This window comes from Chitinophaga sp. 05T412, from assembly GCF_056396465.1.
In genome coordinates this window covers 562,508-588,624 of record NZ_JBFTLN010000003.1, presented here as the reverse complement: position 1 = coordinate 588,624, position 26,117 = coordinate 562,508, and the positions used below count along the sequence as shown (strand labels likewise).

The window sequence follows — 26,117 nt, the reverse complement described above, 5'->3', positions numbered from 1 at the left end:
AAGCGGGTTTGATGATGGGTTATAGGCGGCAGGTCTGTACTTCGTTGACCAACCGGCCAATATGATCTATGCTGATTTCTACGCGATCGTTATCCTGTAAGGTGAAGCTGTTATCCGGTACCAGGCAGGTGCCTGTCATCAGGTAGCAACCTTCGGGAAAAGCACATCCTTTGTAGAGGAAATTCACTAACTCCTGGTGGCCACGTTTCATCTGACTAATGGGCACACTGTCCGCGTATTGTACTTCGTTGTTGCGGTAAATAGACATGTTGATCATAGTGTCCGCCGGAATAGGCGTACTGGGCACCATCAGGCAGGGACCAAGCCCCGCGCACTTTTCATATACTTTTGCCTGTGGCAGATACAGCGGATTTTCTCCTTCAATACTGCGCGAACTCATATCGTTGCCAATCGTATAGCCTTCAATGGTACCCTGACTGCTGATGAACAGCGTTAGTTCCGGTTCTGGTACATCCCAGGAAGAATCTTCGCGGATATATACAATTTGGCCATGACCGGAAACGCGGTGTGGCGTGGCTTTAAAGAATAGTTCCGGTCTTTCTGCTACATACACTTTATCGTAGAAAGTGGCGCCGCCGGATATTTCGGATTCTTCCATGCGCGCGGTGCGGCTCCGGTAATAGGTAACACCGGCGGCCCATACTTCCTGTGCACCAATGGGGGGCAGCAGGTCTGCGGCCAACAGTTGCTCAGCGATGGCGGCAGGGATAGGCGTTTTATCTTTTATGTCGGCCAGCACATAATCAAACAGGCCGGTTCTGTTGACATACGTATTCCAGTTGGCGGCTACCGTATAATACTGATCCTGGTGGGAGACGAGTAAGGCAGCGGAGGTTTTATAGATGCGGATGATGTCCATGTGGAAGTATTTGCGGTGGATAATATTATTTGTGATGCAGGAAATTTTGCACGTCTTGTAATGGTAGTTGCCAGAGCTGTGCTACCATAGCTTCCAGCGCTTTGTGATCGCCTTCAAAGTGCATGGTCACCTGTTGATAACGCAGGGATTCACCTGGTTTCAGGGCACGTGCATCTGAAGAGGATTCTACTTCATAAAAAGGTCCCATTTGCGATCCATCGGCTAATGGGCCGTCATTGTAGCAGTTCACCGCATCGCCTTTAAACGGTTCTTTTTGCTGCTCCCATTTTGAATTCACGTAGCGGCCTTGTGGTACTACTTCGTAGAATAAAACGGTCAGTGTGTTATTTTCCAGGTCGATGCTGCCGGCGCCTCTTTTCGCGATCAGTGGCGACAAGCCCAGTTTGCCGCGGGCTTTACCATCGGCGCGGAACAGCAGCAGGCTGTCTTTTACCAACAGATTTTGCGGCGGAATTTTTCCAAAGTAGTCGTCGGTGATGTGCGAGGCGGCGTTGGGAATATGCTGGAACGGTGCTACAATTGCTGTTTGATCAGAAGGTTTGAACATGCCGAGCAGCCAGATACTCAGCAGTCCTTTTTGCTCCTGCCAGGCGCTGTCGCCGCTGTTGGTAACAGTATTATCCGTTTCATAGGCCACGCTTTTAATGCCCACGGGTGGCTCAAATCCCAGCTTGTTGCGTATATCCGGGTTGCCTAACAGGCGTATACTTCTGTTGATATGTACGTTGAAAGTACTGCCGGAATAATTTTGTAAGATGCCATCCTGCTGGTAGGTGACGGCGGTATCAGATTGTGCCGTGAGTGCATAATGTGCAGTATCGATCAGGCCTGGCGTTTGCCAGTTGGGGAACTCAAATGATTTCCCCGGAGGAAAGAACAGTGCATACTGACCACCTTCCGGCCCTAGCCAGAAACGTTCTTCTCCACCGAAGGCGTTGATATGTGGCGCAAATTTTTGCGCAGCTACCAGGTTGTAATTGATCCAGCCAAAGCTTCTGCCAGCGCTGCCGCCGGTGGTGCTGGTCATTACCCTTGCCTGATAATCGCCGGTAACTACCACACTGCCGCTATCGCCGGCATGTTTGAGGACCACTACATTTTTCAGATGCTTTTGCAGGAAGCTAACGTCTTCACCAAAGTTKACCGGTTTCATATTATTTTGTTCATGCGTGGCGCCCGGCCCGTTACATGCTGCCAGCGCAGCTGCCAGACAACCGGAGATAAAAATGGATTTCATATCAATGGAATTAAGTGATAAATAATAATAAGCATAAAGCCGAAAGCAAAAAGCATAACCCCATCATCTCTCTTACTGCCATTTATTCGCTACAATCCTCTGCATTAGCTAACTGCTAATAGCTAAAAGCTAACTGCTAGAGTGATATGCCCCGCTTCCAGGGAATAAAATCATCTTGTCCAAGCTGTTGTGCCTTTGTTTGGTATTCTCCGCTGGCAGTGGCGATCACAAGTTCCAGTATATCCGCAGCTACGTCATCCAGCGAAGTATCGCCGTTGATGATAGCGCCGGTATCCAGGTCGATGATGTCCGGCATTTTGGCGGCGAGTTTACTGTTGGTAGATAGCTTCAGTACAGGACTCACCGGGTTGCCGGTGGGTGTGCCAAGGCCGGTGGTGAACAGTACTACGTTGGCCCCGGCGCCTACTTCTGCGGTGGTAGATTCCACATCGCTGCCGGGTGTGCATAGCAGCGCCAGCCCGGGGCGTTGTACCCATCCGGGATAGTCGATGACGTCCGTAACAGGAGAGGAGCCGCCTTTCTTCGCGGCGCCGGCGGATTTGATGGCGTCGGTGATGAGTCCATCTTTGATATTGCCGGCAGAAGGATTGGAGTCGAAGCCTGATCCTACGGCTTCCGCGCTGCTGGCGTAGTCGCGCATCAGTTGTACGTAGCGGGTGGCCAGTTCAGCATTCACGCAACGATCGCTCAGTTCCTGTTCTACGCCGCATAGCTCCGGAAATTCAGAGAGGATCACGGAGCCGCCTAAGGCTACAACGGTGTCGGCTACACGCCCTACGGCCGGGTTGGCGGAAATGCCGGAGAATCCGTCGGAGCCACCGCATTCCATGCCGATGCATAATTGGCTGAGTGGCGCAGGCTGACGTTGGTAGCTGTTGGCTTTTGCCAGTCCTTCAAAGGTTTGTTGGATAGCTTGTGTCATCAGCGCTTTTTCGGAACCGGTTTGTTGTTGTTCCAGATAGATCACGGTGCGATCAAATCCCGGTACCCGCTTTTCGATTTCTTCTTTCAGCATATCGATTTGCGCGTTCTGGCAACCGAGACTGAGTACCGTTGCACCAGCCACGTTAGGGTGCGTTACGTAGCCGGCGAGAATGCCGCAAAGCGTACGTGCGTCCTGTTTAGTACCGCCGCAACCCATGGTGTGCGTGAGTAGTTTGATGCCGTCTATGTTAGGAAAGGTACGCAGTGGCGCAATGGTGTCCGCGGTGTAATCAGTGGCAGTCACGGGCGCCGTGGGTTTGCCCTCACGGAAGTCCTGCAGCAGCTGTTGCAGCATGGCTTCGTAGGTAGGCTGTTTACGATACCCCAGTTCTTTCACCAATACTTCATGGAGCAGTTGTACATTCCTGTTTTCACAGAATACCAGCGGGATGATAATCCAGTAGTTGCCGGTACCTACGCGGCCATCGCTGCGGTGGTAGCCGTTGAAGGTGCGGTGTTGCCACTTTGTAACATCGGGTGCGGACCAGTGTTGCTGCCGCTCTCCGCTGACGGAAAAGTTCCCGGAGGCATGGCGGATGTTTTGGGTGGTGATGAGTTCTCCGGCGGGAATGTCTTCGTTGGCAATGCCTACCAGTACGCCGTACATGTTGATGGCAGCGTCTTTGGCGATGTGCCGGGCTGCGATTTTATGTTTGGCAGCTATATTGCGTATAGCCGTTACTGTTTCCTGTCCGCAGGTCACCGCGGTGCCGCCGGGAATGTCTTGCAAGGCTACCCATACATTGTCGGCCGGATGTATTTTTAGCGTGATTTGTTTCATGATGATAATGATTTATAGCAACGATCTGTCGAGGTGTACGTAACCGCCATCTACATGAATCAGCTGACCCGTAGTATGACTGGATTTTTCAGACAGCAGGAATACCGCCATCTGTGCAATTTCTTCGGGTGTGGTCATGCGTTTTTCCAGTGGAATGCGTTCCACGATGCTGGCCAGTTTGGCGGCTTTATCTTCAAAGGTATTGATCCAGTTTTCGTAGAGGGGTGTCCAGGATTCGGCCACCACAATGGCGTTAACGCGGATACTATATGGCAGTAGTTCTACTGCCCATTCACGGGTAAGTGCATTGCGGCCACCGTTGGCGGCGGCATAGGCGGAGGTGTTACCCTGACCGGTTTCCGCCGTTTTGGAGGTGATGTTCACGATAGCGCCTTTGCTGGTTTTCAGAAAGGGCAATGCGTGATGTGCCATGAGGTAGTAGTGTATCAGGTTGCGGTGCAGCGATTGCATAAACCCTTCGTAGGAGCCATGTTCCAGCCCGATGCCATCGTTGATGCCGGCGTTGTTAATGAGTCCGTCGATGCGGCCGTACTGTGCCACTACGGTGTCTATCGCCTGTTTGCAGGCAGCGGGGTCAGTGAGTTCAGCTACTACCTGTGCACCGTTTCCGCCAATGTGGGTAAGGTGTTGCAGGTTATCTTCTTTACTTCTGCCAATAATAACAGGGAAAGCACCTTCCTGTGCGAGTATGGAAGTGATGGCAGCGCCAATTCCTTTGGCGCCACCGGTGACGATGATGACTTTATCTTTTAGGCCGAGATCCATAGTTTACATTTGATTGTTTGAAAAATCACCATTTACTAATCGCCAGATGTGCATGGGATTATGGTCCTGTAGTTCCGGTGGCAGCAGGTAGGCAGGGAAATCCTGATAGCATACCGGTCGGCAGAAGCGATAGATGGCAGCGGTGCCTACAGAAGTACCGGCGGCAGGGGTGGTGGCTGGCCAGGGGCCGCCATGCACCATGGCATGATTAACGGCTACGCCTGTAGGAAAACCATTGATGACAATTCTGCCGGCTTTTTCGCGGAGAATATCAATCAATGCGGCATGTTCCTGCAGATCTTCGGGGGTGCCATGGATGGTGGCTGTCAGCTGCCCTTCCAGCTGCCGCGCCAGGGTATATAGCTGGGTGATATTGCCGGCATGAATATGTAAAGATGACGGGCCAAATACTTCTTCCAGCAGATGTGGCGTTTCCAGCGCTTTTTCGGCGGTAATTTGCAGCAGGTGAGGAGTGGCCTGTTGTGGTGCTGCATTTGCGGCGCCTAATACCACTACGCCTTGTTGCTGCAAAGCGTGTATGCGTTGCTGATAGGCCTGTAAGATACCCGGCGTTAGCATGTGTCCGGCCGGTAAGCTGCCAATGCCTTGTTGCAGCGCCTGCACAAAGGTAGTGGTGGCATCATCGCCGGGCGTGATAAACAATCCGGGGTTGGTACAAAACTGTCCGGTGCCCAGGGTCACAGATTGCAGCAGCTGCATGGCCAGCCCGGGTCCCTTCTCCCGTAATATGCCCGGCAGAAAAAACACCGGGTTTACGCTGCCCATTTCCGCAAATACCGGGATAGGTACTGCACGTCGTGTAGCCGTGTCGTATAGTGCTTTGCCGCCTTTGAAAGAACCGGTGAAAGCGATGGCGGATACCAGTGGATGCGCGGCCAGGTACTGACCTGTTTCGTGGGAAGTGCCGTGTACCATGGAGAACACACCTTCCGGCATTTGCATGCGTAGCACAGCTTTGCGGATGGCAGTAGCTACCAGATAGGAGGTATGCGGATGCGCGGGATGCGCTTTGAATACTACCGGGCAACCGGCAGCCAGTGCTGCTGCGGTGTCGCCACCAGCCACAGAAAAGGCCAGGGGGAAGTTGCTGGCGCCGAAGACGCCGATGACGCCAAGAGGGATTTGCATTTGCCGTACATCCGGTGTGCCGGTGTTGATGCGGGCATTTACCCAGGAGCCTTCGGCGATGGTGTTGGCAAACAGCCGCAATTGCCCCGTAGTACGATCTCTTTCGCCCTGTAGCCTCGGCACGGGCAGCCCGCTTTCTGCGGAAGCTACCTGGATTAATTCATCTCCCAAAGAAACAATATCATCAGCGATGGCATGCAGAAAATCAGCCCGCTGCGCCGCCGTTGTTTTTTTGTAGGTGGTAAATGCTTTGGCGGCTAATGTAAGGGCCGCATCTATTTCGCCGGTGGTGGCTTCGCGGAATTCGGGCGACAGCCACTGCTGCTGCACCGGGTCAAATGCCCGGAACAGCTGATCGCCTTCTCCTGAAAAATTATTTCCGATCAGTTGTAATCCTGTTGACAATGCTCGAGTCATCTTCCTGAATTTTTTATTTGAATAGTTAGTTTACTTCGAGATCATTCATGGCGGGCAGTTTAGGGAAGGGGGCATGTGGTTCGCGCTGGTACCAGAATACCGTACTGCTGATATCTGATTGTTGTGGCAGATAGCGGCCACCACTGCGCCAACCCAGGTCCTGTATGGTTACTTTCAACTCTTTTTCAAAGCGAACCGGGTCCATGATATGCCAGCGATACAGGCCAAAACGTTGTTGTGATTTATATAAACCATCCGGGCGGATCACCTGGTGTAAGCCCGTATAAGGCGTGCAGAATTCATTGTATTTGCCTTTGAAGTCGAAGTTATAAGAGCCGCAGAAATAATCTTCTGTACCGGTGCCGCAAATGGTAGGAAATTTGTTGTCGCCATCCATAAAGAATTTAATTTCCCCTTCGCCCCACCAGCCGTTATTATTCACGCCCCAGGCGAGATAGGTACCAACGTACTGGCCCTGTCCTTTCACGCCATCCAGCATGGTGAAGGACCCGTCTTTCACGGGGTTATTCCGACGAAACTGTGCATGGAAATAACCGGCATCTTCAGGTACGGTGGTCAACGTATAGTCGACCTGGTAGTACAGCGTCATGCGTTCGGTATTGATATTTTCCATGGTGATTTTACACTTCTTGCGAAACGGCATGGCCCAGTAGCAGTTGAAAGCGCTGCCGGGATTCACGCATACCGCGAGGGAATTCAGCGGTGCATATTCGCCCCATCCCATGCCGAAGAAATCGCCTACGGGTACTTCTACAGAAGGAGTCGTTTCATCATCCCAGTAGAAGCGGAGTATGGAATAGCGCCAGTTGCCGGTAGGTGTCATCCAGATATGCTGAATGGCGCCGGGGCCGCTCATTTCGGCCAGGGTAACGGTTTTGCCAGGTTCAATAAAAATGTAAGGATTTACTTTCCAGCCCTGTCCCAGTTCCCTGGCGGCGCCGCGGGCATTGCCCTGTTCCAGCGTGGCCATGCCACCTTTGCCGGGTTCGCCGGTGAGGTTTTCCGGGCTGATAGAGCGGGTTTTAGCGTTGGAGAGGCGGAATAAATTCCCCATGTTCATGTCTAATCCGTTGAAGGATTGTTGTGCGTTGGCAGCCCAGGTCAAACAGGCGGATAATGATAGTAGCAGCAGTTTTTTCATGATCAGTGGATTTTGCAATTCATTGACTTGCTTTAACGTTTAAGCATAGTGGTAAAAAACGGAGCACCGGCATGCATGGTGTGCGAAAAAGTTAGCGTTGTCCGCAGGACTTTCTTACTACCAGCGTGGTATCGATGCAAATATGTTCTATCTCTTTTTTACTGTCTTTGATTTCTTCCAGCAGCACGCGCACGGCTTCCCTGCCTATTTCCAGAATAGGTTGACGAACAAAAGTAACGGGCGAGTAAAACAGGTCCAGTGCTTCGCCTTCATCGAAGGTGATCACGGCCAGTTGATCCGGAATGCGTATACCTAACGAGTTAATATATTTCAATCCCTCCATGGCAATGCTGTTGGTGGCAAAAAACACGGCATCTGCCGGTTGCCGTCCACTCAGCAGCTGATCGATGGACACTTTAATATCTTCTTTTAAATGGGAATAGCGGGCCGATTTCAGGAGGGTAGTAGCGCCGGACATCTGATGGTCCTGCAGCGCTTCTTTATAGCCGCGTTTCCGCTCGCTGATATGATGCAGCGTAGTTTTATATCCCACCATACCAATACGTTTCCGCCCTGTTTTAATCAGATGCGATACCGCCTGGTAAGCTGATTCAAAATTATTCACGGCAATATGACTGGCTTCAATATCCGGAAAGAAGCGGTCAATCAGCACAAAAGGTACTTTCTGCGCCTGCAGCTGCCGGATCTGTTCTTCCGATCCTTCTGTAGGCGTAATAATTAATCCATCTACCTGCCGGTTGATGAGTACATTAATCAGGTCGCCGGACTTCTCTACGTTTTCGTCAGAACTGCCGAAAATTACGGTATAATTACTCCGCTTGGCTTCATCTTCTATGGTACGCGCTACATTGGCAAAGAAAGGGTTGGAAATATCCGCCACAATCAACCCAATGGTAAACGACCGCCCACTTTTCAAACTGCGCGCAATATGATTAGGCTGATAGTTCAGCTTCCGCGCTATTTCACGAATCTTCTTCGCAATCTCTTCTCCAATGCGGGCCTCTTTTTCTTTATTGGTCAGCACATAAGATACCAACGCGGTAGACACACCTGCTGCGGTGGCAATATCTTTCAGTGAAACCTTCTTCATGATTTAAAAATATGCTTAAACGTTTAAGGAAGCAAGTTTTTACCGGAATTTTTTTTAAGTTTTCGGGAGATGTATACCTGGTCAGGGTTTCAACGCTTTCAGGTAAATCCCGGTCGCCGGCCCCTGCACCGACCTCCTCCTGCCCCGGAAAAAATATTTTCACCGGGCCGTTTTCAACTGACAAACAGTTGTCACATTGCCCAACTAGCTTTGTATCATCATCAAAAAACAAATACTTAAAACAAATCAATATGACACCATTTACCATCAATGTAACCCAGGAAACCTTAAACGACTTATCAGCAAGACTCCAGCAAACCCGCTGGACCGATGAACCCGAAAACGCCGGCTGGAGCTATGGTACTAACCCACAATACCTACGGGAACTTGCCCAGTACTGGCAGCATCAGTTCGACTGGCGCAAACAGGAAGCCCTGCTCAACAGCTTCCCGCAGTTCACCACTACTATTGATGGCATCGATATCCACTTCGTTTATATAAAAGGAAAAGGAAGCAACAACAAACCTTTACTGCTCACCCACGAATGGCCCGATTCCTTTTTCCGCTTTTATAAAGTGATTCCTATGCTCACAGCGCCTGCCGACGGCGGTCCCGCATTTGATCTCATCATCCCTTCTATGCCAGGCCACGGTTTTTCCGGCCGCGTAGCCGTTACTTCCGAGAAAACAGCGCACCTCTGGGCTAAACTGATGACGGAAGTCCTGAACTATTCTACTTTCCTGGCAGCCGGTGATTTTGCAGTCACCACTGCACTCGCACAAAATTATCCCGCACAGGTGAAAGCGATCCATCTAACGGATACCGGCTATCCGAATGGAACGGAAGACTGGTCCACCATGTCGCCCGCAGAACAACAGTTCGGTCAGTTCATCCAGGGCTGGTGGTTTATGGAAGGCGCATTTAACATGATCCAGTCCACCAAACCGCAAACATTAGGTTATGGACTCAACGATTCCCCAGTAGGGCTCGCCTCCTGGATTCTGGAAAAATTTTATGCCTGGAGCGATACCAAAGGAGATATCGCCAACAGCTTTACAAAAGATGAAATACTCACCAACATCATGATCTATTGGGTAACCAATACCATTAATACCTCCATCAGAAGGTACGCAGAAGACGCCCGCGCTAACTTCGGCCCGCAAGGTCCCAAACCAGTACCTAAAACGGAAGTACCTACCGCCGTATCTGTGTTCCCTGCGGATAGCAATACACCAGAAGAATGGGCAGCCCGTCGCGTAAACCTGAAAAGCTTCAATAAATTGTCAAAAGGTGGACGCTTTGCAGCATTAGAAGTGCCTGAACTGTATGCACAAGAGATACAAACTTTCGGCGCATTGCTGGGATAATTAACTCCATCTCATAAAAAGTAAAGCAGCCTCCGGAATGGAGGCTGCTTTTGGACTGAGCCCGCGTGGAATGGGTTGTTGTAGCGTAATAAAATGGCGGAAGGAGGGCTAACTAGAATGGACGAACGAAATTATCAGGCACTGTGTCTTTATACTGCACCCGCATCGCTTCCAGTCGTGTGGTTAAGTTTTTGCGGATAGCGCTGTACTTCGGATCATCATACCTGTTTTTCATTTCATGTGGGTCAAGTTTTAAATCATACAATTCCCACGTATCGATATTGTTATAAAAGTGGATCAGCTTGAACCGGTCTGTACGAATACCATAATGACGTTTCACACTATGAAAAGCAGGGTATTCGTAATAGTGATAATAAATGGCATCCCGCCACGGAATTGTTTTCCCGGCCAGTAATGGCGCAAAGGATTGTCCCTGCATATCTACCGGTATGCGTACACCAGCATAATCCAGCAGGGTAGGGGCATAGTCGAGATTTTGCACCAGCTTTTTTTCTACAGTGCCCGGCGTAATATGTCCGGGATAGCGCATCACCAGCGGCATATGCAACGATTCTTCATACATGAAGCGTTTATCAAACCAGCCGTGTTCTCCTAAATACATCCCCTGATCAGAAGTATAAATCACGATGGTATTTTCCGTGAGATGATGGGCGTCGAGATAATCCAATACCCGTCCGATACTTTTATCTACAGAGATCACGCAACGCAGATAGTCTTCCATATAACGCTGAAATTTCCAGGCTACCAACGCTTTGCCGGTAGGTTGGCGTCGTTTATAGTCGGCAATCACTGGTGCGTATTCCTTGTCCCAGGCTGCTTTCTGCGCGGGATTGAGGCGATAGTAGTCGTTAATGAAATTAGTCCACGACCATTTGCCATCCTGTATAATACCGGAGGTATCATACAGCTTCAGATCATATACCAGGTACATATCTTTTTCAATACTCATTTCCTGCTGCGCGGCAGCTAACCGGTGATCATAAGAATCATACAGCGTAGCTGGCGCCGGAAAGTGGCGTCCGCGCAGGGCATTGAATTCGCTGGTATCCGGCATCCAGTTGCGATGTGGCGCTTTGTGATACAACAACATGCAAAATGGCTTCGTGGTATCACGGTGGTCCAGGTATTGCAGGGCGTAATCCGTAATCAGGGTGGTGGCGTATCCGTTCACCTGCTTCACACTTCCATCCATCATAATGAAATCCGGATTGTAGTAGTGTCCCTGATCGGGCATGGTAATCCAGTAATTGAAACCGGTGGGCATACTTTTCAGGTGCCATTTACCAATCAATGCTGTCTGATAGCCGGCCTGCTGCAATAGTTTCGGAAAGGTCACCTGCGAGCTGTCGAACGTAATACCATTGTGTATTTGCCCGTTTACATTAGAATGCTTACCGGTTAATATTACTGCTCTGCTGGGGGCACAAATAGAGTTGGTGCAAAAGCTATTGGTAAAAATAGCGCCTTCCTTTGCAATGCGATCAATGTTGGGCGTGTGCAACAATGCCGGGTTATAGGCACTGATAGCCTGCAGGGCGTGATCGTCCGTCATGATCACAATGATGTTGGGCTTCGTTTGTGCGTATCCGTTGATACACCAGCCGAACAGGGTGAGAAAGAATAGATAGTATCGCATCGGAATGTTTTTTATTTGATAATAGCCGGACCATCCAGCTTCACCGCCAGTACAGTCATGTATTCGTCCTGCATAGCCGGCGGTACATTGATGAACTGCATATGCTGCCCTACGGTATGCCATGTCAGTGGCGTATCATTACCCACTATATGTATGGATTTCACCTTGTTTTTCAGGCCACGGAAATACACCTCACCATTAGACTTGGCGGGCAGGAACAAATACAAGGTGCTGCTGTCTTTCGAGAAAGTAGATGGGCCATAGAAATGTCCGGGTTTTAAGCCGGCGACGGTATTAAAAATGGCATCCGAATGTTTGTGGGTCCACTTGCCCAGTTCCTTCAGCAGATGCATTTCCGGTTCAGGGATACTGCCATCTGCGCGGGGACCAATATCCAGCAGGAGATTGCCGCCATTGCCAATGACTTCTGCAAAAATATGTATCACTTCATAAGGTGATTTCCAGGCGGTGTCGCGCTGTTTAAAGCCCCAGGAATTGTTGATGGTCATACACAGTTCCCACCAGCGATTTTTGGAAGCGCCAACGGCCCAATCCTGCTCGGGAGTGGCGTAGTCGCCATAGTCCGGAAGCCGGGCATTAATGATGGCATTCGGATTATGAGAAAGAATCTGTTGACGGATATCTGCTGCTTTCCATTGCGCAGCGGTAAGATCCCAGTCGCCGTCAAACCAGAACAGGTCTGGATTATAGCGAACGGATAAATCTTTTATTTCTCTTGCAGCCAGGTCAGTGAAGCGTTTCAGCCGTACTGTATCCTGCTTGGCATCATACCGGAGACTATCTTTCCGGAAGCGGGGAAAGTCTTCATGCGCCCAGTTGAGTAAAGAAAAATACGCGCCGCATTTAATATCGCGTTTACGAAGCTCATCAAACAGTGGTTGTACCAAATCCCGTTTGGCGGGCGTTTTTTTTACTACTGTCATTGGGTAATCGGTGGCCGGCCACAGCGCAACGCCATCATGGTGTTGCGTTACAAATACGGCATAGCGGGCGCCGCTTTCTTTGATCAGTCCGGCCATGCCGGCAGGATCGTATTTGCTGGCCGTGAAGTCTTTCAGTTGCAGCATGTAATCCGGTAGTGAAATCTGGTTGAGATAGAATGCCCATGATTCAGGAATGCCTTTTACCGCGTAGATGCCCCAGGTAATGAAGATGCCCAGTTTAGCATCATTGAACCACCTCATTTTTGTTTGGATACTGTCCGGGTTAACCGCTTTTCCCTGCGCCTGTATGGTGACACTTTTACACAATAGCATCCCTATTACCAGGCTGGTAAACAGTTTTTTCATAAATAAAATTTAAAGAGAGGGGTGTATCCATTACGGATACACCCGCTGATGGTTAGTGAAAGGTAACTTTAATGGGTATACGGTTTTCGTTGGCCAGTAATTGTAAAGTGTAGGTGCGGCCGCTGGTAATTTGATTCGGACTAAAGCTCAGCGTATGTGCGCCAGGGTTAGTGGCGGTAGCTGGTTGCAATGTACGAACGGTAGCACCGTTGTCGTCGAGCAGTGTAAACGTGGTGGTAGTACCGGCTTCTTTGATATAGTACGCCATTTCATACACCTGTCTATCCGGGTGCAGCAATAGATCATAGCTGCCGGAAACGGTTTCCGGTACGGCTTCGGGGAAACCCGTTTCATAGGCTGGAGCACCGATGCCGGCCAGTTGTAATCCCTGTTTCACTTCCGGCGCACTCATTAGCAGGTCCCATATTTTTCCGGAGCGATAGTTTTCTATCATCACTACAATAGGGCCCTGATCAATGGCGAGGTATTGATTGTCGTACCAGTTTTTGCTGATATTAAAGGCATCATGAAAACCGTATACTCCCCAAAGCTGGTAGCCGAGGTCGTTGCCGTAATGTTGTAATGCCTGCATGGAATAGTACGGCGTATACGGCATCGCAGATAATGCGGCGGTGGGCGCCAGCGTGCCTTCGTCCAGGTCCGGGGCATGTGCGCGGTAGCCGTTTACGCCATCTGCGGCGGTGAGGCCCCATTGATTAGGTGCATACTGATTCGCTTTAGGTGCGTCTGTTAAGCAGTAGGCGCGGTTGATGAGGGTGTGGTTAATGTTTTGTTGAATGTAGCTGCAGTATTGATCCTGCATCAGGTGTGGGTTTAAGCCCAGGAAAGAGTAATGCGACAGGAACAGGGGACCTCCTTTATCTCTGCCGAGGTATTGTTTGTAGCCATAAAAGGTTTTGCCGTTACGGAAGTTACCGTTACGGGTCCAGCCGGTTTTATAGATGTTGGGTGTAATGGCATGGGTGGGAGCGCCTAATGCCAGGATATATGTGATCAGGCTTTCATTCCAGCCGCTGATAGGCAGCTCAAAAATATTGCCCTGTGGATACCAGCCCCAGTAAAGACTTTGGGTGTTATTGGTATACCAGTCCCATTCAATCGTTTGATAGAACTTATCTGTTAGCTGACGAATTTCTGTTTCTTCGGCAGTGTTGCCGGTCAGGTAGGCTTTGGCGCTGAGCAGGCCTGCCATCATGAACGACGTTTCTACGAGATCGCCTGCGTTGCCTTTACCGCTGAAGGGATTGGCTTTACCGGTTTCTCCGTTCATCCAGTGCGACCACGCACCATGGAAACGATCTGCTTTATCGAGGAAGCGCACGATGCTGAGGATACGTTGTATACCTTCGGGTTTGGTGATCCAGCCGCGTTCCATACCGCAGATAGTGGCCATTACGCCGAAGCCGCTGCCACCGGTGGTAACGGTGTTACCGGAAGTAGCAGTGGCCCGCTCTGGCGCCATGCCGGAGAAGTTTTTGCCCAACTGCCAGAAGTATTGGAAGCAGCCTTGCTGTGCTTTGTCCAGTAATGCCCGGTTGGCGGCGGCGCTGTCTGTAGTAACGGTAGCTACTGCATTGGATTTTGTACAGGCGCCACCCGGCATGATCATAACGAGTACGGCTATACTAATTAATAGTTTTTTCATCGTATGTTTTTAGTGAGATATTAATAGCCGGGGTTCTGTACTAAAACGCCCTGTGCTTTGTCCATTTCATCTTGTGGAATAGGTAACAGTTCATGTTTGCCATCCACATAATTATTTTTTCCGGCGGCGGCGAGTGTTTTCTTCGCGATGCCCCAGCGTACGATGTCATAGAAGCGTTCCTGTTCCATGGCCAGCTCAATGCGGCGCTCGTTGCGGATCAGGTCTGTGAGCTTCACGGGATCGCGTTCCGTGATTTTAGGCAGGATGCCGGCATTGTTGCCCCGCGCGCGTGCGCGAACTATTTCCAGTTTCGCCAGCGCTTCATCGGTTTGTCCCAGTTCTTCCGCTGCTTCTGCATGCATCAGCAATACGTCGGAGTAGTGCAGCAGGCGTACATTCATCCACTGTCCGAAGGCGCTGTTATTTTGCGTACGTACTTTAGGGTTAGAATATACTTTCTGGTTATACATGGGATTAGGAAGACTCAAAGGTAACGTTTCCCCATATGGCGTAGTTTCTCCAGCATACAGGATGGTGGCATCTCTGCGGGGATCACCGGTTTCGTAGGCGGCCGCGAGTGCTGCCGAGGGAACATTGAATCCCCAGCCCTGATTGAATTGACCGGCGCCGCGAATGCCCTGTACCTGGGCATATTGACAACCATAAGTGGTATAAGCCGCCGTATATAATGCCTGTACTTCAAAGACAGACTCACTGCAGTTCTCTCCATCTTCCGTAAAAAGATAACTATAAGAAGGCTGTAGGCTGTACACGCCGGAATTAATCACTGCAGTGGTCATGCTCAATGCGGGTGCATATTTTTTCTCATAAAGATATACTTTGGCCAGCAGTGATTGTGCTGCGCCTTTGGTGACGCGGCCAATATATTTTGGGTCCCATTTCAGTGGCAGATCCGCTACCGCCACAGACAAATCGGCTTCTATCATTGCATAGATGGCATCTTTAGTGGCTCTCGGAATATTAAATTTCGCTTCATCTGTAATGAGGGAATCTACTTTGGGAACACCCCCAAAAGCACGCACCAGGTTAAAGTAGAAATATCCGCGGAGCATTTTGGCTTCGGCGATACTCACTTTTTTATCTGATTCAGATACGTTGCCGGTGGCCAGTGCTACTTGTTGCAGCACCAGGTTGCATTTGTTCACACCGGCATATAAGCCGGTATAGTAGGCCTTTACCAGGCCGCTGCTGGGCGCAATGGTGAATTCATCCATCGACTTCTGGTCTGCACCATCAGCAGGGGTGCTGCCTTTGTCGGCGTCATCAGAGCGGATGCCGGCGGTGGCAATGAAGGGCATGACGTGTACATTGTAATCACGCAGTTGTGCGTACATGCCATAGATATATTGTTCAAATTGACCACCGGGATAGGTTTCCGTGGTAAAGCGACCTTGTGGCTGCCGTTCCAGGAAATCTTTGCCGCAGCCTGTCATGGCAGCGGCCAGCATCATCACCAGTGAACTTTTTATATAGCGTTGCATCGGATACTGTTTTTGAAATTAGAAATTGAGATTAATACCCGCCATGAACGTGGCTGGCAGCGGATAAGTGGTTTCATCTACCCCAAACCTGATCGGAGAATCACCACCTACTTCCGGCGTATAGCCGCTGGCTTTAGTAAATGTTTTCAGGTTCTGTGCATTCACGAATAACCGGCAGCTTTTAATTTTCATCTCTTTCATATAGGCCGCATTAAAGCTGTAAGAGAGCTGTACATAGCGGATACGGAAGTAATCGCCGGGCTCAATGAAATAAGTGGACGGTTCCAGGTTCCAGCCACGGGTATCATCCATAATAGGTTCTTTGTTGGAAGTACCTGGACCTGTCCACCGGTTTAAGCGGTTGGTTTCATAGTTGAGGGTGGCAAATTTATTGCGGGAGCGGTTCACAAATATTTTGTTGCCACTTACGCCTTGTCCTTCTACTTCCAGTCCCCAGCCTTTATAGGCGAAGCTGAAAGACATGCCATACACGAAGTTGGGAGTAGGAGAGCCGATGTAGGTGCGGTCTTTGTCGGTTATTTTACCATCGCCGTCTACATCGCGGAAGCGGATGTCTCCCGGCTTCAGGCGTACATCTCCAGCCTGGGCGGATTTTTCAATTTCTTCCACCGACTGAAAAATACCATCCTGTATATAGCCAAAGAAGCCGCCAATAGGATAACCAACGATGGTGCGGGAAGGTGTATTGGTAATATTGTAGCCGATGTTGTCACCGATGGACAGCACTTTATTTTTGATGGTGGTGGCATTGGCGCTGATGGCGTAGCGTATATTTTTACCGATCACATCTTTCCAGCCGGCAGCTACTTCAAAGCCACTGTTCAGGATAGTTCCTGCATTGGTTTGCGATTGTGTAGTACCAACAGCGCCGGGGATATCGAGTGTAACCAGGATATCGTTGGTTTTACGGTGGTAGTAATCGGCTTCTATAGAGAGGCGGTCTTTCAGCATCGATAGCTCAAAGCCGGCATCGGTGCCTTCCATCACTTCCCAGTGAATATTGGGGTTGGCGATGTACTGTGGTACCACCGCGGGATACAGCTTATCGCCAAATACGGCGCTGTTGGCGTTGTTCAGGATAGGATAAAAGAGGTAGTTCCCGATTTTATCATTTCCTAAGCGTCCCCAGGAAACTTTCATTTTGAGGAAGTCGATAACGGGAACGGTTGAACGAAAGAAGGGTTCTTCACTCACTACCCAGGCGGCGCCGGCAGCAGGGAAATTGCCCCAACGTTTATTCGGACCAAATTTGGAAGTACCATCGCGGCGTACAGATACATTCAGCAGGTAGCGGTTGTGGAAGCCGTAGCCGGCGCGGAACAGGTACGATTTAAATGCCTGTTCCTCGCCACCACCACCATTGGCTTGATTTTCCCTGTCTGGGCTGGTATTCAGGTACCACAAATCCGGGTTATCGGGAATGGCGACGGAAGTACTCTGACGGGAACCACTGAGGTTATCGGTCCCTTTGTATTGTGCGGTGAAGCCGGCTAACAAAGTGAGGTGGTGCTTGCCAAAGGTGTTATCATAGTTCAGGGTGTGATCTGCCTGGAAAGTTTGATAATCTGACTTGGCCATGCTTACCGCCGTGATGTTGTTGTATTGTGCAGAATCGCCTACCATGTATTTAGGGGTGTAATTACGACTGGCATTGAATCCCAGATCGGTGTATACCACGGATTTCCAGGTGAGGTGCTGCAGGAATTTTATTTCGGCAAAAGCGCTACCTACAAAGCGATAGCCGTAGTTACGGGCGTGTCCTTTGGGAATATCCCTGTTGGCTACCGGGTTGCCTACCTGTGCACGTTGAAAAGAGGGAGAGGCGTTGTAACCACCCGCGGCATTATATGGAGCATAGATAGGTGCGGCCATGAGGGCATTGCCAATCAGGCTGTTTTCTGCACCGCTGCGGTCCCACCGGGAGCCGGATACGTCTACGCCTACACGAATATTTTTGTTTACCTGGTATTCGTCGTTGACGTGCAGCATAAACTTCTTAAACGCGTCGTATTTGAGGATACCATCCTGGGTATAATATCCCGCGCTGAGATAGGCGCGATTCTTTTGCGTGCCGGTAGAAATGCTCAGGTTATAGCTTTGTAACATGGCATCGCGGAAAATCTGGTCCTGCCAGTCGGTGTTGGCGGTATAAGGACCATAGTCGAATGCTGCACCATTCACATTTTTCAGTTGCTCATTGTACAGGGTTTTAAATCCTGTAGCGTCGGTTACTTTTATTTTATTGGTCAGCTGTTGAATGCCCGTATAGGCGTTGAAGTTAACATTCATCTCCCCGGTGCGTGCCCGTTTAGTACTGATAATGATGACCCCGTTGGCCCCCTGTACGCCAAACATGGCCAGGGAAGAAGGATCTTTCAGTATTTCCATGGAGGAAATATCGCCGCTATTGAGGAAGTCGATGTTATCATGAAATACACCGTCTACCACGTACAAGGGGTTGGTGTTGGTAATGGAGCCTACACCGCGGATACGTACGGTGGGTGCGGCGCCGGCGCGGCCGGAATTGGTGATCGTGACGCCGGTTACTTTACCCTGCAGGGCGCTCAGTGGATTGGAGCCGGCATGGTTTACAATTTCTTCTCCTTTCACGGAAACGATGGTGCCGGTGAGGTCCCGCTTGCGGGAGGTACCATAACCAATTACCACTACCTGGTCTACATCTTTCGCAGTGGTTTTAAGCCCCACCGTCAGGAAGGCGTTATTGGTGTTGGGAATGTCCTGCGTTTCATACCCTATCAGTTGAAAGCGCAACACGGCGCCGGTATGGGTGCTGATGGTAAATGAACCATCTGCGGCGCTGACGGTTCCCCGGGTAGGATGCTCTTTTTCAAAAATGGTGACTCCCGGTAATGGTGATCCGGTAGCCACGTCTTTGATTTTGCCGCGTACATTTTGTTGTGCTGTCGCCCACAAGGGAAGTAGCAACATGAATAACAGATAGTAGCTTTTCATAACGAACGTTTGGTGATAAAATGGAATAGCGCCGTTGAGGCCTGACAAGAAATTTTGTCGGCGATAAATGTAGGACAGGAAGTAACGGATACGCATATCCGCTCCCCCAACATGACTACTTCACGAAGGGCAAATGAAGGAGCGATACCTACAACATCGCTACTTCATTTGTGAATATTTGTATGTGTAAAAAGATAATTTACAGGCGTTTATATCTGTAACATGAACTCGGTGAGGTTTTGATCTCCGGGCAGCCCCAGCTTCTTGCGGAGGCGGTAGCGTTTCACTTCTACCCCCCTGATCGTGATGTTAAACCGGTGGGCAATGTCCTTGGAAGAGAGGTTCATTTTAAGGTAAGCAGCCAGTTTTAAGTCCTGGGGTGTGAGGTCAGGATACCGGAGATGCAGTTGTTGGAAAAAGCGTTCATGTGCGCTGTTGAATCCATCGTCAAAAACTTTTTGTTCATCGCCTGCCGACAAATTTTTGTCGATCATCTTCATCAGACGGTTATACCGGGTAACGGAAAATTCGGGATTACTTTGTGCTTTTAGCTGCAACAATTCCTTTTTCATCTTCAATAAAAACTCATTCTTTTCCAGCAGGGTAACACCGGAATTGGCCAGCGCTTCGCTTTTACTGACTACTGCTGCGGTCAGCTGTTGCTGTTGGAGCAGCAGCAGTTTGCGTTCGTTTTCCTGTTGCTCCCGCAGCAGTCGTTCTTCCAGCTGCTGGTGTAACTTTTCATGTGCCAGCCGCAGCTTACGCCGGTAGGTATAATATAGGAAGATGCCAGCCGCCACCGCTAATAATGCATAAACAGTCCTTGCCCACCAGCGCTGATACCAGGGCGCCTGAATGGTGAAATGAAAAACGGCTTCTTCTTCCTGCTGATCAGATTTCACATGAAAGGTATAGGCGCCGGGCGGCATATTACTGAATTCCTTATAGGGCAATGTACTCCAGGTACTCCACTGCTCATGCCCTTCGAAACCATCCATTTTTACAGCATACCGGGGCTGCTCATCATAGGCAGGCGTGGCAAATTTAAAGAGGAGGTTATTTTGTTTGCTGGAAAGACTGGCAGCTGTGCTTTCCGACAGCACGGTGCGTTGGGTGTCGGTAATTATCTGCACCTGCTGTATGGCCGGCGCCACTTCCGGCTGACGGATATTGCCGGCCACAGATACATTGTACAACGAAAAACCGTCTTCTGTACAGAACAGGGTCCAGTCGCCAAACTGGTAAAGGTTTTCAAAATCGTTGACCAGGAATATATTCCGGTGCCGCAGTGGTTGGATCACCACACTGTCGTTCAACTGCCACGTGAGCAAGACCAGCTTGTTGTCGTTATTGATCACCCACCAATGTTGTTCATCTGCCTTCATAATTCTCCGGATGCTGCCCAGTGGCGCCAGTAGCCGGTTGAGCAGGGTGTCGGGTTTAAATATACCCGGTGATGCTTCATAATAAAGTCCTTTATCCGGCGATACTACCCGTATAGTGCCGTGGTAACTGAGCAGGTTCAGCTTACCGGGAACCGGCAGCCCCTGCATGGCTTCCATGGGCACAATGCGGGATACCTTGTCGGGCACGGCCGCCAGTGTTATTTTATACAATCCCATGTAGGCGTGTCGCACCCAGATATCGCCGTTTTTATCTTCTATCAACCCTTTGGCAGCAATACCTTCGGTACCGGCCATGTGACGAAAGTGAACGATTTTTCCGGATTCATCACGTTTGTAGATATCAAGTCCGAGATAATTTCCCTGTACATAATAGCCCGGATATTTAGTCAGCGGCTTGAAACTCCAGCCACCTGGTGCATCCGATATTTTTTCCACGCGGTTCTGGTCAATGCGATAGGTAGCGGCATTATGACCACAAATCAGCTGGTGATCATATTCCACCAGGTTCCATACCTGCCCTTTGAGTTCGGGAACCAACGTGAAATCTTTGTCGCCTGGCAGGCAATAAAACAATCCATGATTAGTAGCCAGATAAAACCTGCCCTGAAATAAAGCTGCGCTGTAAACCGTGCCCAGCTTGCCTTCTATATCTTTGTAGTGCAAAAAGGGCGATTGCAGTACCACCTGGTCTATACCCTGATCCAGCGCCGCCCACAGGTTACCGGCTTTATCCGTAAATAGTCCCAGTACGGTATTATTCTGCAAGGCATTGCGTTGATGCAGATGTTGCCGGATTTGTCCTTTCCCATCCGTAATGATAATACCATTCAAAATGGACCCAAACACAAAAGTGTTTTCATTGATCCGCAAACAACGGTTGGCTTCATTGATTTTAAGGAAGTCGTTGGCGGGAGAAGAAAAAGGAGTGAAGGTGTTGCCATCATAAAGAAATAATCCTTTCCTGGTGGTGCATACCAACATTTTATCAAGTGCATAAGGCAGTATGCCGGCGATATTCATTTCTTTCATGGCCTCACTGCCACGGATAAACGTCAGGGCATTATTTTTATATTCAAACATCCCGATGCCTTTACATCCCATCAGGTAGCGCCCTGCTACATAATGTACGAAGCTGATGGGTGAAGGAGTAACGGTAGTGGTAATACGATTTTTCTTCCATTGATAGATACGGGAGAAAGAATGAAAGATGACGGCATTATCGTTTGCCGGCAGGATGTTCCATATTTCTTCTCTCCGGAAAACACTATCCGTGATGCCGCTACTCAGTGAATGATATTGCAGCCGGTTGCTACTATCTTTTTCCCAGTAGCCAAATTCAGCAAAGCCGCCGGTATATATTTTATTGTGATTGTCTACTGCTACACTCCTTACAATTTGCCGGTAGGGCAGGTGATATAGTTGCCATTCGCTGCCATTGAACCGGAGCAGCCCTCTTGAGTTGGCTACATATATTTGTCCCTGCGCATCCTGCGCCACACACCAGTTCTGTTTGTATGCATTGAATTCCTGCCGGGTATAATGTATCACTTCCGGTACGCCCAGGCTACCGGGTAGGTCCTGCGTAATACCAGCATGGAAGAAGAAAAATTGGATAACAAAAAATAAGGCAATAGGCCACCTGTTCATGTGCTTCAATAAGTTGGTTGATGAGGGCGAATGTAGCTTTTTTGCGGAATTTTGAACAGATAATCCAATACCACGAAGGGAAAACACTCGTCCTGGGGCCCGGTAGTGATCGGCTGGATTTTTTTTAGTATTTTTAAAGATGATCAACCAAAGTCGGGGCCGTCTGTATGGCGCATTTTTAGCGCAGGCTATCCAACAAAATCACCCTGAGCAAGAAAAAATATATTGCCCGTTATGCAAGTAATCAAGTTTACTTCGGCTATCCGGATTAACGCAGCTGCTGCGAATGTTTTCGAATATACGCAGGACTACGGTAAGCGCCTCCAATGGGATAGCTTCCTCAAAAAGGCCGACCTGATGAACGGCGCCAGTGCCGTCGGCAAAGGAGTGAAAGCCTATTGTGTGGCACAAAATGGCATCGGGATGGTGACTGAATATGTTACCTTCAACCCACCCAATGTGACTGCCGTCAGGATGACCAAAGGTCCTTATATGTTTAAATCATTTCTCGGATCATGGACCTTCAAAGCCATCGATCACCACACCACCGAAGTGATATTCCTGTATTCCTTTGCGGTGCGCTTTCCCTTTACCTTACTGGACAAATTTATTAAACGCCATCTCGAAAAAAATGTCAAACAACGGCTGGCAGATCTGAAGTATCACATAGAGTATCAGCCCGCTATCTGAAAAAAGATAGCAGCTGATGTCACATTGCCGGAATTCCATTTGTTATAAGGGTGTAGTACAAATTATTAAAGCACACTAAAAACTTACAAGATGGACGAGTTTATGTTAATTTTCAGACATGAAGACGGCAAAAAAGTAGCTTCTCCTGAACAGATACAGATCTGGATGAAACAAACCATGGACTGGATTGGCGGTATCGCCGCCCAAAACAAATTTATCGGTGGCAATGGACTGTTTTTTGACGACGCCAAAATAGTACATGCCAAAGGTGTGGTAACCAATGGTCCTTTCGGTGAAATAAAAGAAACCATTGGAGGTTATATCATGGTGAAAGGTAATTCTATGGAGGAAGCCGTCGCATTTGCCAAAGGATGCCCTGTTTTGCAGGGAGAAGGCAACACCGTGGAAGTGCGTAAAATTGCCAAAGCAGATGGTATTCATTAAAAAGTAAATGGTTCCGCCCCGGCGTGCCCCGCTATATCGGAGCTGTCACGGGGCGGAATTAATGTTCGTATGATGCAACCCGATCTGATACCTCACTTGTTCCGGACGGAGTTCCGGAAAATTACAGCAGTGCTCTGTAAAGTGTTTGGTATGGAACATATGGAAATTGCAGAAGACCTTGCCAGTGAAACGTTTTTGTCTGCCCTGGAAACGTGGCCCTACAAAGGTATTCCGGAGAACCCCACCGCCTGGCTTTACCTCGTGGCAAAAAATAAAGCCAAAAATTATTATCAGCGTAACCAATTATTTGCTGAAAAAATAGCGGCAAAAATAAAGACTGAATCCCCGGAAGCCACTGAAATGGACATCAATCTTTCTGAGGAAAATATCGCCGACAGCCAGTTACAGATGCTGTTCGCCATTTGTCACCCGGCTATCCCCATGGAGGCGCAAATCGGCCTGGCGCTCCGTATCCTCTGTGGCTTCGGCATCGAAGAAATTGCCAACGCGTTTTTGACCAGCAAAGACGTCATCAACAAACGATTATTCCGCGCCAAAGAAAAATTGAGAACAGAAAACATCGCGATCGTATTTCCCGGCAACGCCGATATTCAAGACCGCCTGGATACGGTATTAACTACCTTATACTTATTATTCAACGAAGGCTATTATTCAGAAAGCCAGGACGCCGTGCTAAGAGAAGATCTTTGCCTGGAAGCCATGCGCATCACATACCTGCTGATTGAACATGAACAAACTAATCAGCCGCGTGTAAATGCTTTGCTGTCGCTCATGTGTTTTCATGCTTCCCGATTTGAAGCACGCAGAAATGAAAACGGTGAAATTGTATTGTACCAGGACCAGGACGAAACCCGCTGGAATGAAGAGCTAATCGCCAGAGGCGCCTGGTTTTTACACGCCGCATCACAGGGGAAGGAAATGTCGAGGTACCATATTGAAGCTACCATCGCTTATTGGAATACACAGAAAACAGATACGCTTGAAAAGTRGGAACATATTCTGCAATTATACAATCGCCTGTTGCGGCTCGTATATTCACCGATGGCGGCACTGAACAGAACATATGCCTTGTCGAAGGTACAAGGGAAAGCGGCGGCTATTGCAGAAGCGGAGAAGCTGGAGTTAGCCGGTAACCATTACTACTATGTACTGCTGGGAGAATTATATAGGGAGATAGATAACGCTAAGGCGTTGCTGCATCTGCAACATGCGCTGACGCTTGCGAAAACGGAAACGGATAAACGAACTATACAACAGAAAATAACGGCGCTTGCTTAAATGAAAAAGCGGCCCGGGGAAGGCCGCTTTTTAGAATGCTTATTGTTGTTGTCTGAAAATTCCCAGTTCCGAAATCATCGGTGCTGTACGACTGGAAGTAATCCGTAGCCGCACCAACTGCGCTTGCACATCCGGGAAAGTGAGTATCCGTTTATAACCAATGGTAGTACCATTGGTGGCTTCTTTCCAATCATCGCCATCTTTGTATTCCAGCACAAAACTTTCCACCCGTTGTCCTTTTTTAATGTATTCCTGCAGGCGGCATACATTGAATGTTTGTGGCTTGCCGAGATCGAAAGTGACCGTGCCGGTAGTATCCTTGGGCGAGGTGGTCCAATAGGTATCTTTGTTGCCATCCGCCACGGTATTTGGATTTTTACCCGTAGAAGAAGTGCCCTTTGCGCCATGCAGCAGGTTTTGAGAGAAGATCTGATCGATGGATTTTTTCCATGCAGTCAGATTTTTTACGTCGCTATCTGCTATCAGCCCTCTTGTATCCGGTGGGATATTCAGGAGCAGTACCCCATTTTTACCAACAGAGTTAAAGTAGATGTCCAGCAGCTTTTCCGGGGATTTTACTTCATCGTCTTCCTTTTTGTGATAGAACCATCCTGGCCGGATAGATACATCTGTTTCAGCCGGATACCATACCAGGCTACCTGCTTTATAGAGCGCATCACGGCCGCCCATGTCTTCCCCGTTACCATAACCGGAAGGCTTTATCAGTAAGTCTTTCTGGGATAAAGCGGCCACCGCTTGCTGGTTCAGATTATTGGCTGGTACTACACTCCATTCGGTACTTCTGCCGTAGCCGGATTCGGTACCTACCCAGCGTACATCAGGGCCCATTACGGCAATCACCGCGTTGGGCTGTAGTTTGCGGATCAGGGTATACCAGCGTTGAAAATCGTATTCCTGTTTTTTGCCGTTAGGTCCTTCGCCATTGGCGCCATCAAACCATACTTCGTCTACACGGCCGTAATTGGTAAGCAGCTCCGTTAGCTGATGAACAAAGTAATCGTTATAGGCGTCGGTGCCGTATACCGGAGAATTTCTGTCCCATGGCGACAAATACACGCCGAAGCCCATGCCGGCTTTATGACAGGCATCCGCTACTTCTTTTACCACGTCGCCATGGCCGTTTTTCCATGGACTGTTTTTTACAGAATGTTCCGTGTACTTGCTGGGCCATAAACAAAAGCCATCGTGATGTTTGGCCGTAAGAATTAATTGTTTAATGCCACCAGCTTGCGCAGCCCGTACCCACTGGGTGGCATCCAATGCCGTAGGGTTAAAGCTGGCGGGCGATTCTTTCCCATCTCCCCATTCCCTTCCTGTAAATGTATTCATGCCGAAATGAAGGAAGCCGGTTACCTCCAGCTCCTGCCAGCGAAGCTGCCGTGCAGTAGGCCGTACATTGGCCGCTTTACGGATAATGGCCGGGCCACTATCTCCGGGCGCTATGGGTATATAGGACGACTGTTGCGCAGCAGCGCCAATAGCCGTTCCCATACTGCAGGCAAGCGCTAAATAAAAGGTGTTTTTCTTCATGTTCATCTGTATGAACAACCATAATACAGCAAAAT

The 26,117-nt window shown here is 49.3% G+C and carries 18 protein-coding genes; 4 read left to right on the top strand and 14 right to left on the bottom strand.

The window, feature by feature from the left end:
• Nucleotides 1-19: 19 nt before the first annotated feature.
• The 7 genes from AC1DFM_RS09665 to AC1DFM_RS09635 form a co-directional block, all read right to left on the bottom strand.
• Nucleotides 20-880 (bottom strand): fumarylacetoacetate hydrolase family protein, encoded by an 861-nt coding sequence (locus AC1DFM_RS09665; protein ID WP_477076507.1) that lies wholly within the window; start codon nucleotides 878-880, stop codon nucleotides 20-22.
• Nucleotides 881-905: 25 nt separating this feature from the next.
• Nucleotides 906-2,138: a DUF6786 family protein gene (locus tag AC1DFM_RS09660; protein ID WP_477076506.1), complete on the bottom strand. Its 1,233-nt coding sequence runs from the start codon at nucleotides 2,136-2,138 to the stop codon at nucleotides 906-908.
• Nucleotides 2,139-2,274: 136 nt separating this feature from the next.
• Nucleotides 2,275-3,924 carry a UxaA family hydrolase gene (locus tag AC1DFM_RS09655; protein WP_477076505.1) on the bottom strand — a complete coding sequence of 550 codons (1,650 nt, stop codon included), beginning with the start codon at nucleotides 3,922-3,924 and terminating at the stop codon, nucleotides 2,275-2,277.
• Nucleotides 3,925-3,936: 12 nt separating this feature from the next.
• Nucleotides 3,937-4,710, bottom strand: a complete 774-nt coding sequence (locus AC1DFM_RS09650) for an L-fucose dehydrogenase (protein ID WP_477076504.1) — start codon at nucleotides 4,708-4,710, stop codon at nucleotides 3,937-3,939.
• 3 nt (nucleotides 4,711-4,713) lie between these two features.
• Complete coding sequence (locus tag AC1DFM_RS09645) at nucleotides 4,714-6,276, bottom strand: aldehyde dehydrogenase (NADP(+)) (RefSeq protein WP_477076503.1); 1,563 nt, start codon at nucleotides 6,274-6,276, stop codon at nucleotides 4,714-4,716.
• 25 nt (nucleotides 6,277-6,301) lie between these two features.
• Nucleotides 6,302-7,438: a glycoside hydrolase family 172 protein gene (locus AC1DFM_RS09640; protein ID WP_477076502.1), complete on the bottom strand. Its 1,137-nt coding sequence runs from the start codon at nucleotides 7,436-7,438 to the stop codon at nucleotides 6,302-6,304.
• Nucleotides 7,439-7,529: 91 nt separating this feature from the next.
• Entirely contained in the window at nucleotides 7,530-8,549 is a 1,020-nt protein-coding gene (locus tag AC1DFM_RS09635) for a LacI family DNA-binding transcriptional regulator (RefSeq protein WP_477076501.1), read from the bottom strand.
• 251 nt (nucleotides 8,550-8,800) lie between these two features.
• Here AC1DFM_RS09635 and AC1DFM_RS09630 point away from each other — a divergent pair, with 251 nt between their 5' ends.
• The gene (locus AC1DFM_RS09630; protein ID WP_477076500.1) at nucleotides 8,801-9,916 is read left to right on the top strand and encodes an epoxide hydrolase family protein; all 1,116 of its coding nucleotides are present in this window, start codon (nucleotides 8,801-8,803) and stop codon (nucleotides 9,914-9,916) included.
• Between the two features lie 112 nt (nucleotides 9,917-10,028).
• Here the strand turns inward: AC1DFM_RS09630 and AC1DFM_RS09625 are convergent, their stop codons facing one another.
• From AC1DFM_RS09625 to AC1DFM_RS09600, 6 genes are all read right to left on the bottom strand, one after another.
• Nucleotides 10,029-11,573 carry a sulfatase family protein gene (locus AC1DFM_RS09625; RefSeq protein ID WP_477076499.1) on the bottom strand — a complete coding sequence of 515 codons (1,545 nt, stop codon included), beginning with the start codon at nucleotides 11,571-11,573 and terminating at the stop codon, nucleotides 10,029-10,031.
• Nucleotides 11,574-11,584: 11 nt separating this feature from the next.
• Nucleotides 11,585-12,883: an alpha-L-fucosidase gene (locus tag AC1DFM_RS09620; protein WP_477076498.1), complete on the bottom strand. Its 1,299-nt coding sequence runs from the start codon at nucleotides 12,881-12,883 to the stop codon at nucleotides 11,585-11,587.
• 52 nt (nucleotides 12,884-12,935) lie between these two features.
• Entirely contained in the window at nucleotides 12,936-14,549 is a 1,614-nt protein-coding gene (locus AC1DFM_RS09615) for a glucoamylase family protein (protein ID WP_477076497.1), read from the bottom strand.
• A 20-nt stretch (nucleotides 14,550-14,569) separates the two neighbouring features.
• Entirely contained in the window at nucleotides 14,570-16,051 is a 1,482-nt protein-coding gene (locus tag AC1DFM_RS09610) for a RagB/SusD family nutrient uptake outer membrane protein (RefSeq protein WP_477076496.1), read from the bottom strand.
• 18 nt (nucleotides 16,052-16,069) lie between these two features.
• Nucleotides 16,070-19,045 carry a SusC/RagA family TonB-linked outer membrane protein gene (locus AC1DFM_RS09605; RefSeq protein WP_477076495.1) on the bottom strand — a complete coding sequence of 992 codons (2,976 nt, stop codon included), beginning with the start codon at nucleotides 19,043-19,045 and terminating at the stop codon, nucleotides 16,070-16,072.
• 209 nt (nucleotides 19,046-19,254) lie between these two features.
• Nucleotides 19,255-22,098 (bottom strand): ligand-binding sensor domain-containing protein, encoded by a 2,844-nt coding sequence (locus tag AC1DFM_RS09600; protein ID WP_477076494.1) that lies wholly within the window; start codon nucleotides 22,096-22,098, stop codon nucleotides 19,255-19,257.
• Between the two features lie 234 nt (nucleotides 22,099-22,332).
• Here AC1DFM_RS09600 and AC1DFM_RS09595 point away from each other — a divergent pair, with 234 nt between their 5' ends.
• The 3 genes from AC1DFM_RS09595 (at nucleotide 22,333) to AC1DFM_RS09585 (ending at nucleotide 24,531) form a co-directional block, all read left to right on the top strand.
• Nucleotides 22,333-22,788 carry a type II toxin-antitoxin system RatA family toxin gene (locus AC1DFM_RS09595; protein ID WP_477076493.1) on the top strand — a complete coding sequence of 152 codons (456 nt, stop codon included), beginning with the start codon at nucleotides 22,333-22,335 and terminating at the stop codon, nucleotides 22,786-22,788.
• Nucleotides 22,789-22,878: 90 nt separating this feature from the next.
• Nucleotides 22,879-23,232: a YciI family protein gene (locus AC1DFM_RS09590; protein WP_477076492.1), complete on the top strand. Its 354-nt coding sequence runs from the start codon at nucleotides 22,879-22,881 to the stop codon at nucleotides 23,230-23,232.
• A 69-nt stretch (nucleotides 23,233-23,301) separates the two neighbouring features.
• The gene (locus tag AC1DFM_RS09585) at nucleotides 23,302-24,531 is read left to right on the top strand and encodes an RNA polymerase sigma factor (RefSeq protein ID WP_477076491.1); all 1,230 of its coding nucleotides are present in this window, start codon (nucleotides 23,302-23,304) and stop codon (nucleotides 24,529-24,531) included.
• Between the two features lie 39 nt (nucleotides 24,532-24,570).
• Here AC1DFM_RS09585 and AC1DFM_RS09580 read toward each other — a convergent pair whose 3' ends face one another.
• The gene (locus AC1DFM_RS09580; protein WP_477076490.1) at nucleotides 24,571-26,082 is read right to left on the bottom strand and encodes an alpha-L-fucosidase; all 1,512 of its coding nucleotides are present in this window, start codon (nucleotides 26,080-26,082) and stop codon (nucleotides 24,571-24,573) included.
• Between the last annotated feature and the right edge of the window lie 35 nt (nucleotides 26,083-26,117).

What these genes read in the sequence shown, in the direction of transcription:
- AC1DFM_RS09655 (WP_477076505.1), bottom strand. Translation starts at nt 3,924, where the DNA reads ATGAAACAAATCACGCTAAAAATACATCCGGCCGACAATGTATGGGTA.
- AC1DFM_RS09605 (WP_477076495.1), bottom strand. Translation starts at nt 19,045, where the DNA reads ATGAAAAGCTACTATCTGTTATTCATGTTGCTACTTCCCTTGTGGGCG.
- AC1DFM_RS09610 (WP_477076496.1), bottom strand. Translation starts at nt 16,051, where the DNA reads ATGCAACGCTATATAAAAAGTTCACTGGTGATGATGCTGGCCGCTGCC.
- AC1DFM_RS09595 (WP_477076493.1), top strand. Translation starts at nt 22,333, where the DNA reads ATGCAAGTAATCAAGTTTACTTCGGCTATCCGGATTAACGCAGCTGCT.
- AC1DFM_RS09620 (WP_477076498.1), bottom strand. Translation starts at nt 12,883, where the DNA reads ATGAAAAAACTGTTTACCAGCCTGGTAATAGGGATGCTATTGTGTAAA.
- AC1DFM_RS09640 (WP_477076502.1), bottom strand. Translation starts at nt 7,438, where the DNA reads ATGAAAAAACTGCTGCTACTATCATTATCCGCCTGTTTGACCTGGGCT.
- AC1DFM_RS09625 (WP_477076499.1), bottom strand. Translation starts at nt 11,573, where the DNA reads ATGCGATACTATCTATTCTTTCTCACCCTGTTCGGCTGGTGTATCAAC.
- AC1DFM_RS09635 (WP_477076501.1), bottom strand. Translation starts at nt 8,549, where the DNA reads ATGAAGAAGGTTTCACTGAAAGATATTGCCACCGCAGCAGGTGTGTCT.
- AC1DFM_RS09600 (WP_477076494.1), bottom strand. Translation starts at nt 22,098, where the DNA reads ATGAACAGGTGGCCTATTGCCTTATTTTTTGTTATCCAATTTTTCTTC.
- AC1DFM_RS09665 (WP_477076507.1), bottom strand. Translation starts at nt 880, where the DNA reads ATGGACATCATCCGCATCTATAAAACCTCCGCTGCCTTACTCGTCTCC.
- AC1DFM_RS09630 (WP_477076500.1), top strand. Translation starts at nt 8,801, where the DNA reads ATGACACCATTTACCATCAATGTAACCCAGGAAACCTTAAACGACTTA.
- AC1DFM_RS09645 (WP_477076503.1), bottom strand. Translation starts at nt 6,276, where the DNA reads ATGACTCGAGCATTGTCAACAGGATTACAACTGATCGGAAATAATTTT.
- AC1DFM_RS09615 (WP_477076497.1), bottom strand. Translation starts at nt 14,549, where the DNA reads ATGAAAAAACTATTAATTAGTATAGCCGTACTCGTTATGATCATGCCG.
- AC1DFM_RS09650 (WP_477076504.1), bottom strand. Translation starts at nt 4,710, where the DNA reads ATGGATCTCGGCCTAAAAGATAAAGTCATCATCGTCACCGGTGGCGCC.
- AC1DFM_RS09590 (WP_477076492.1), top strand. Translation starts at nt 22,879, where the DNA reads ATGGACGAGTTTATGTTAATTTTCAGACATGAAGACGGCAAAAAAGTA.
- AC1DFM_RS09580 (WP_477076490.1), bottom strand. Translation starts at nt 26,082, where the DNA reads ATGAAGAAAAACACCTTTTATTTAGCGCTTGCCTGCAGTATGGGAACG.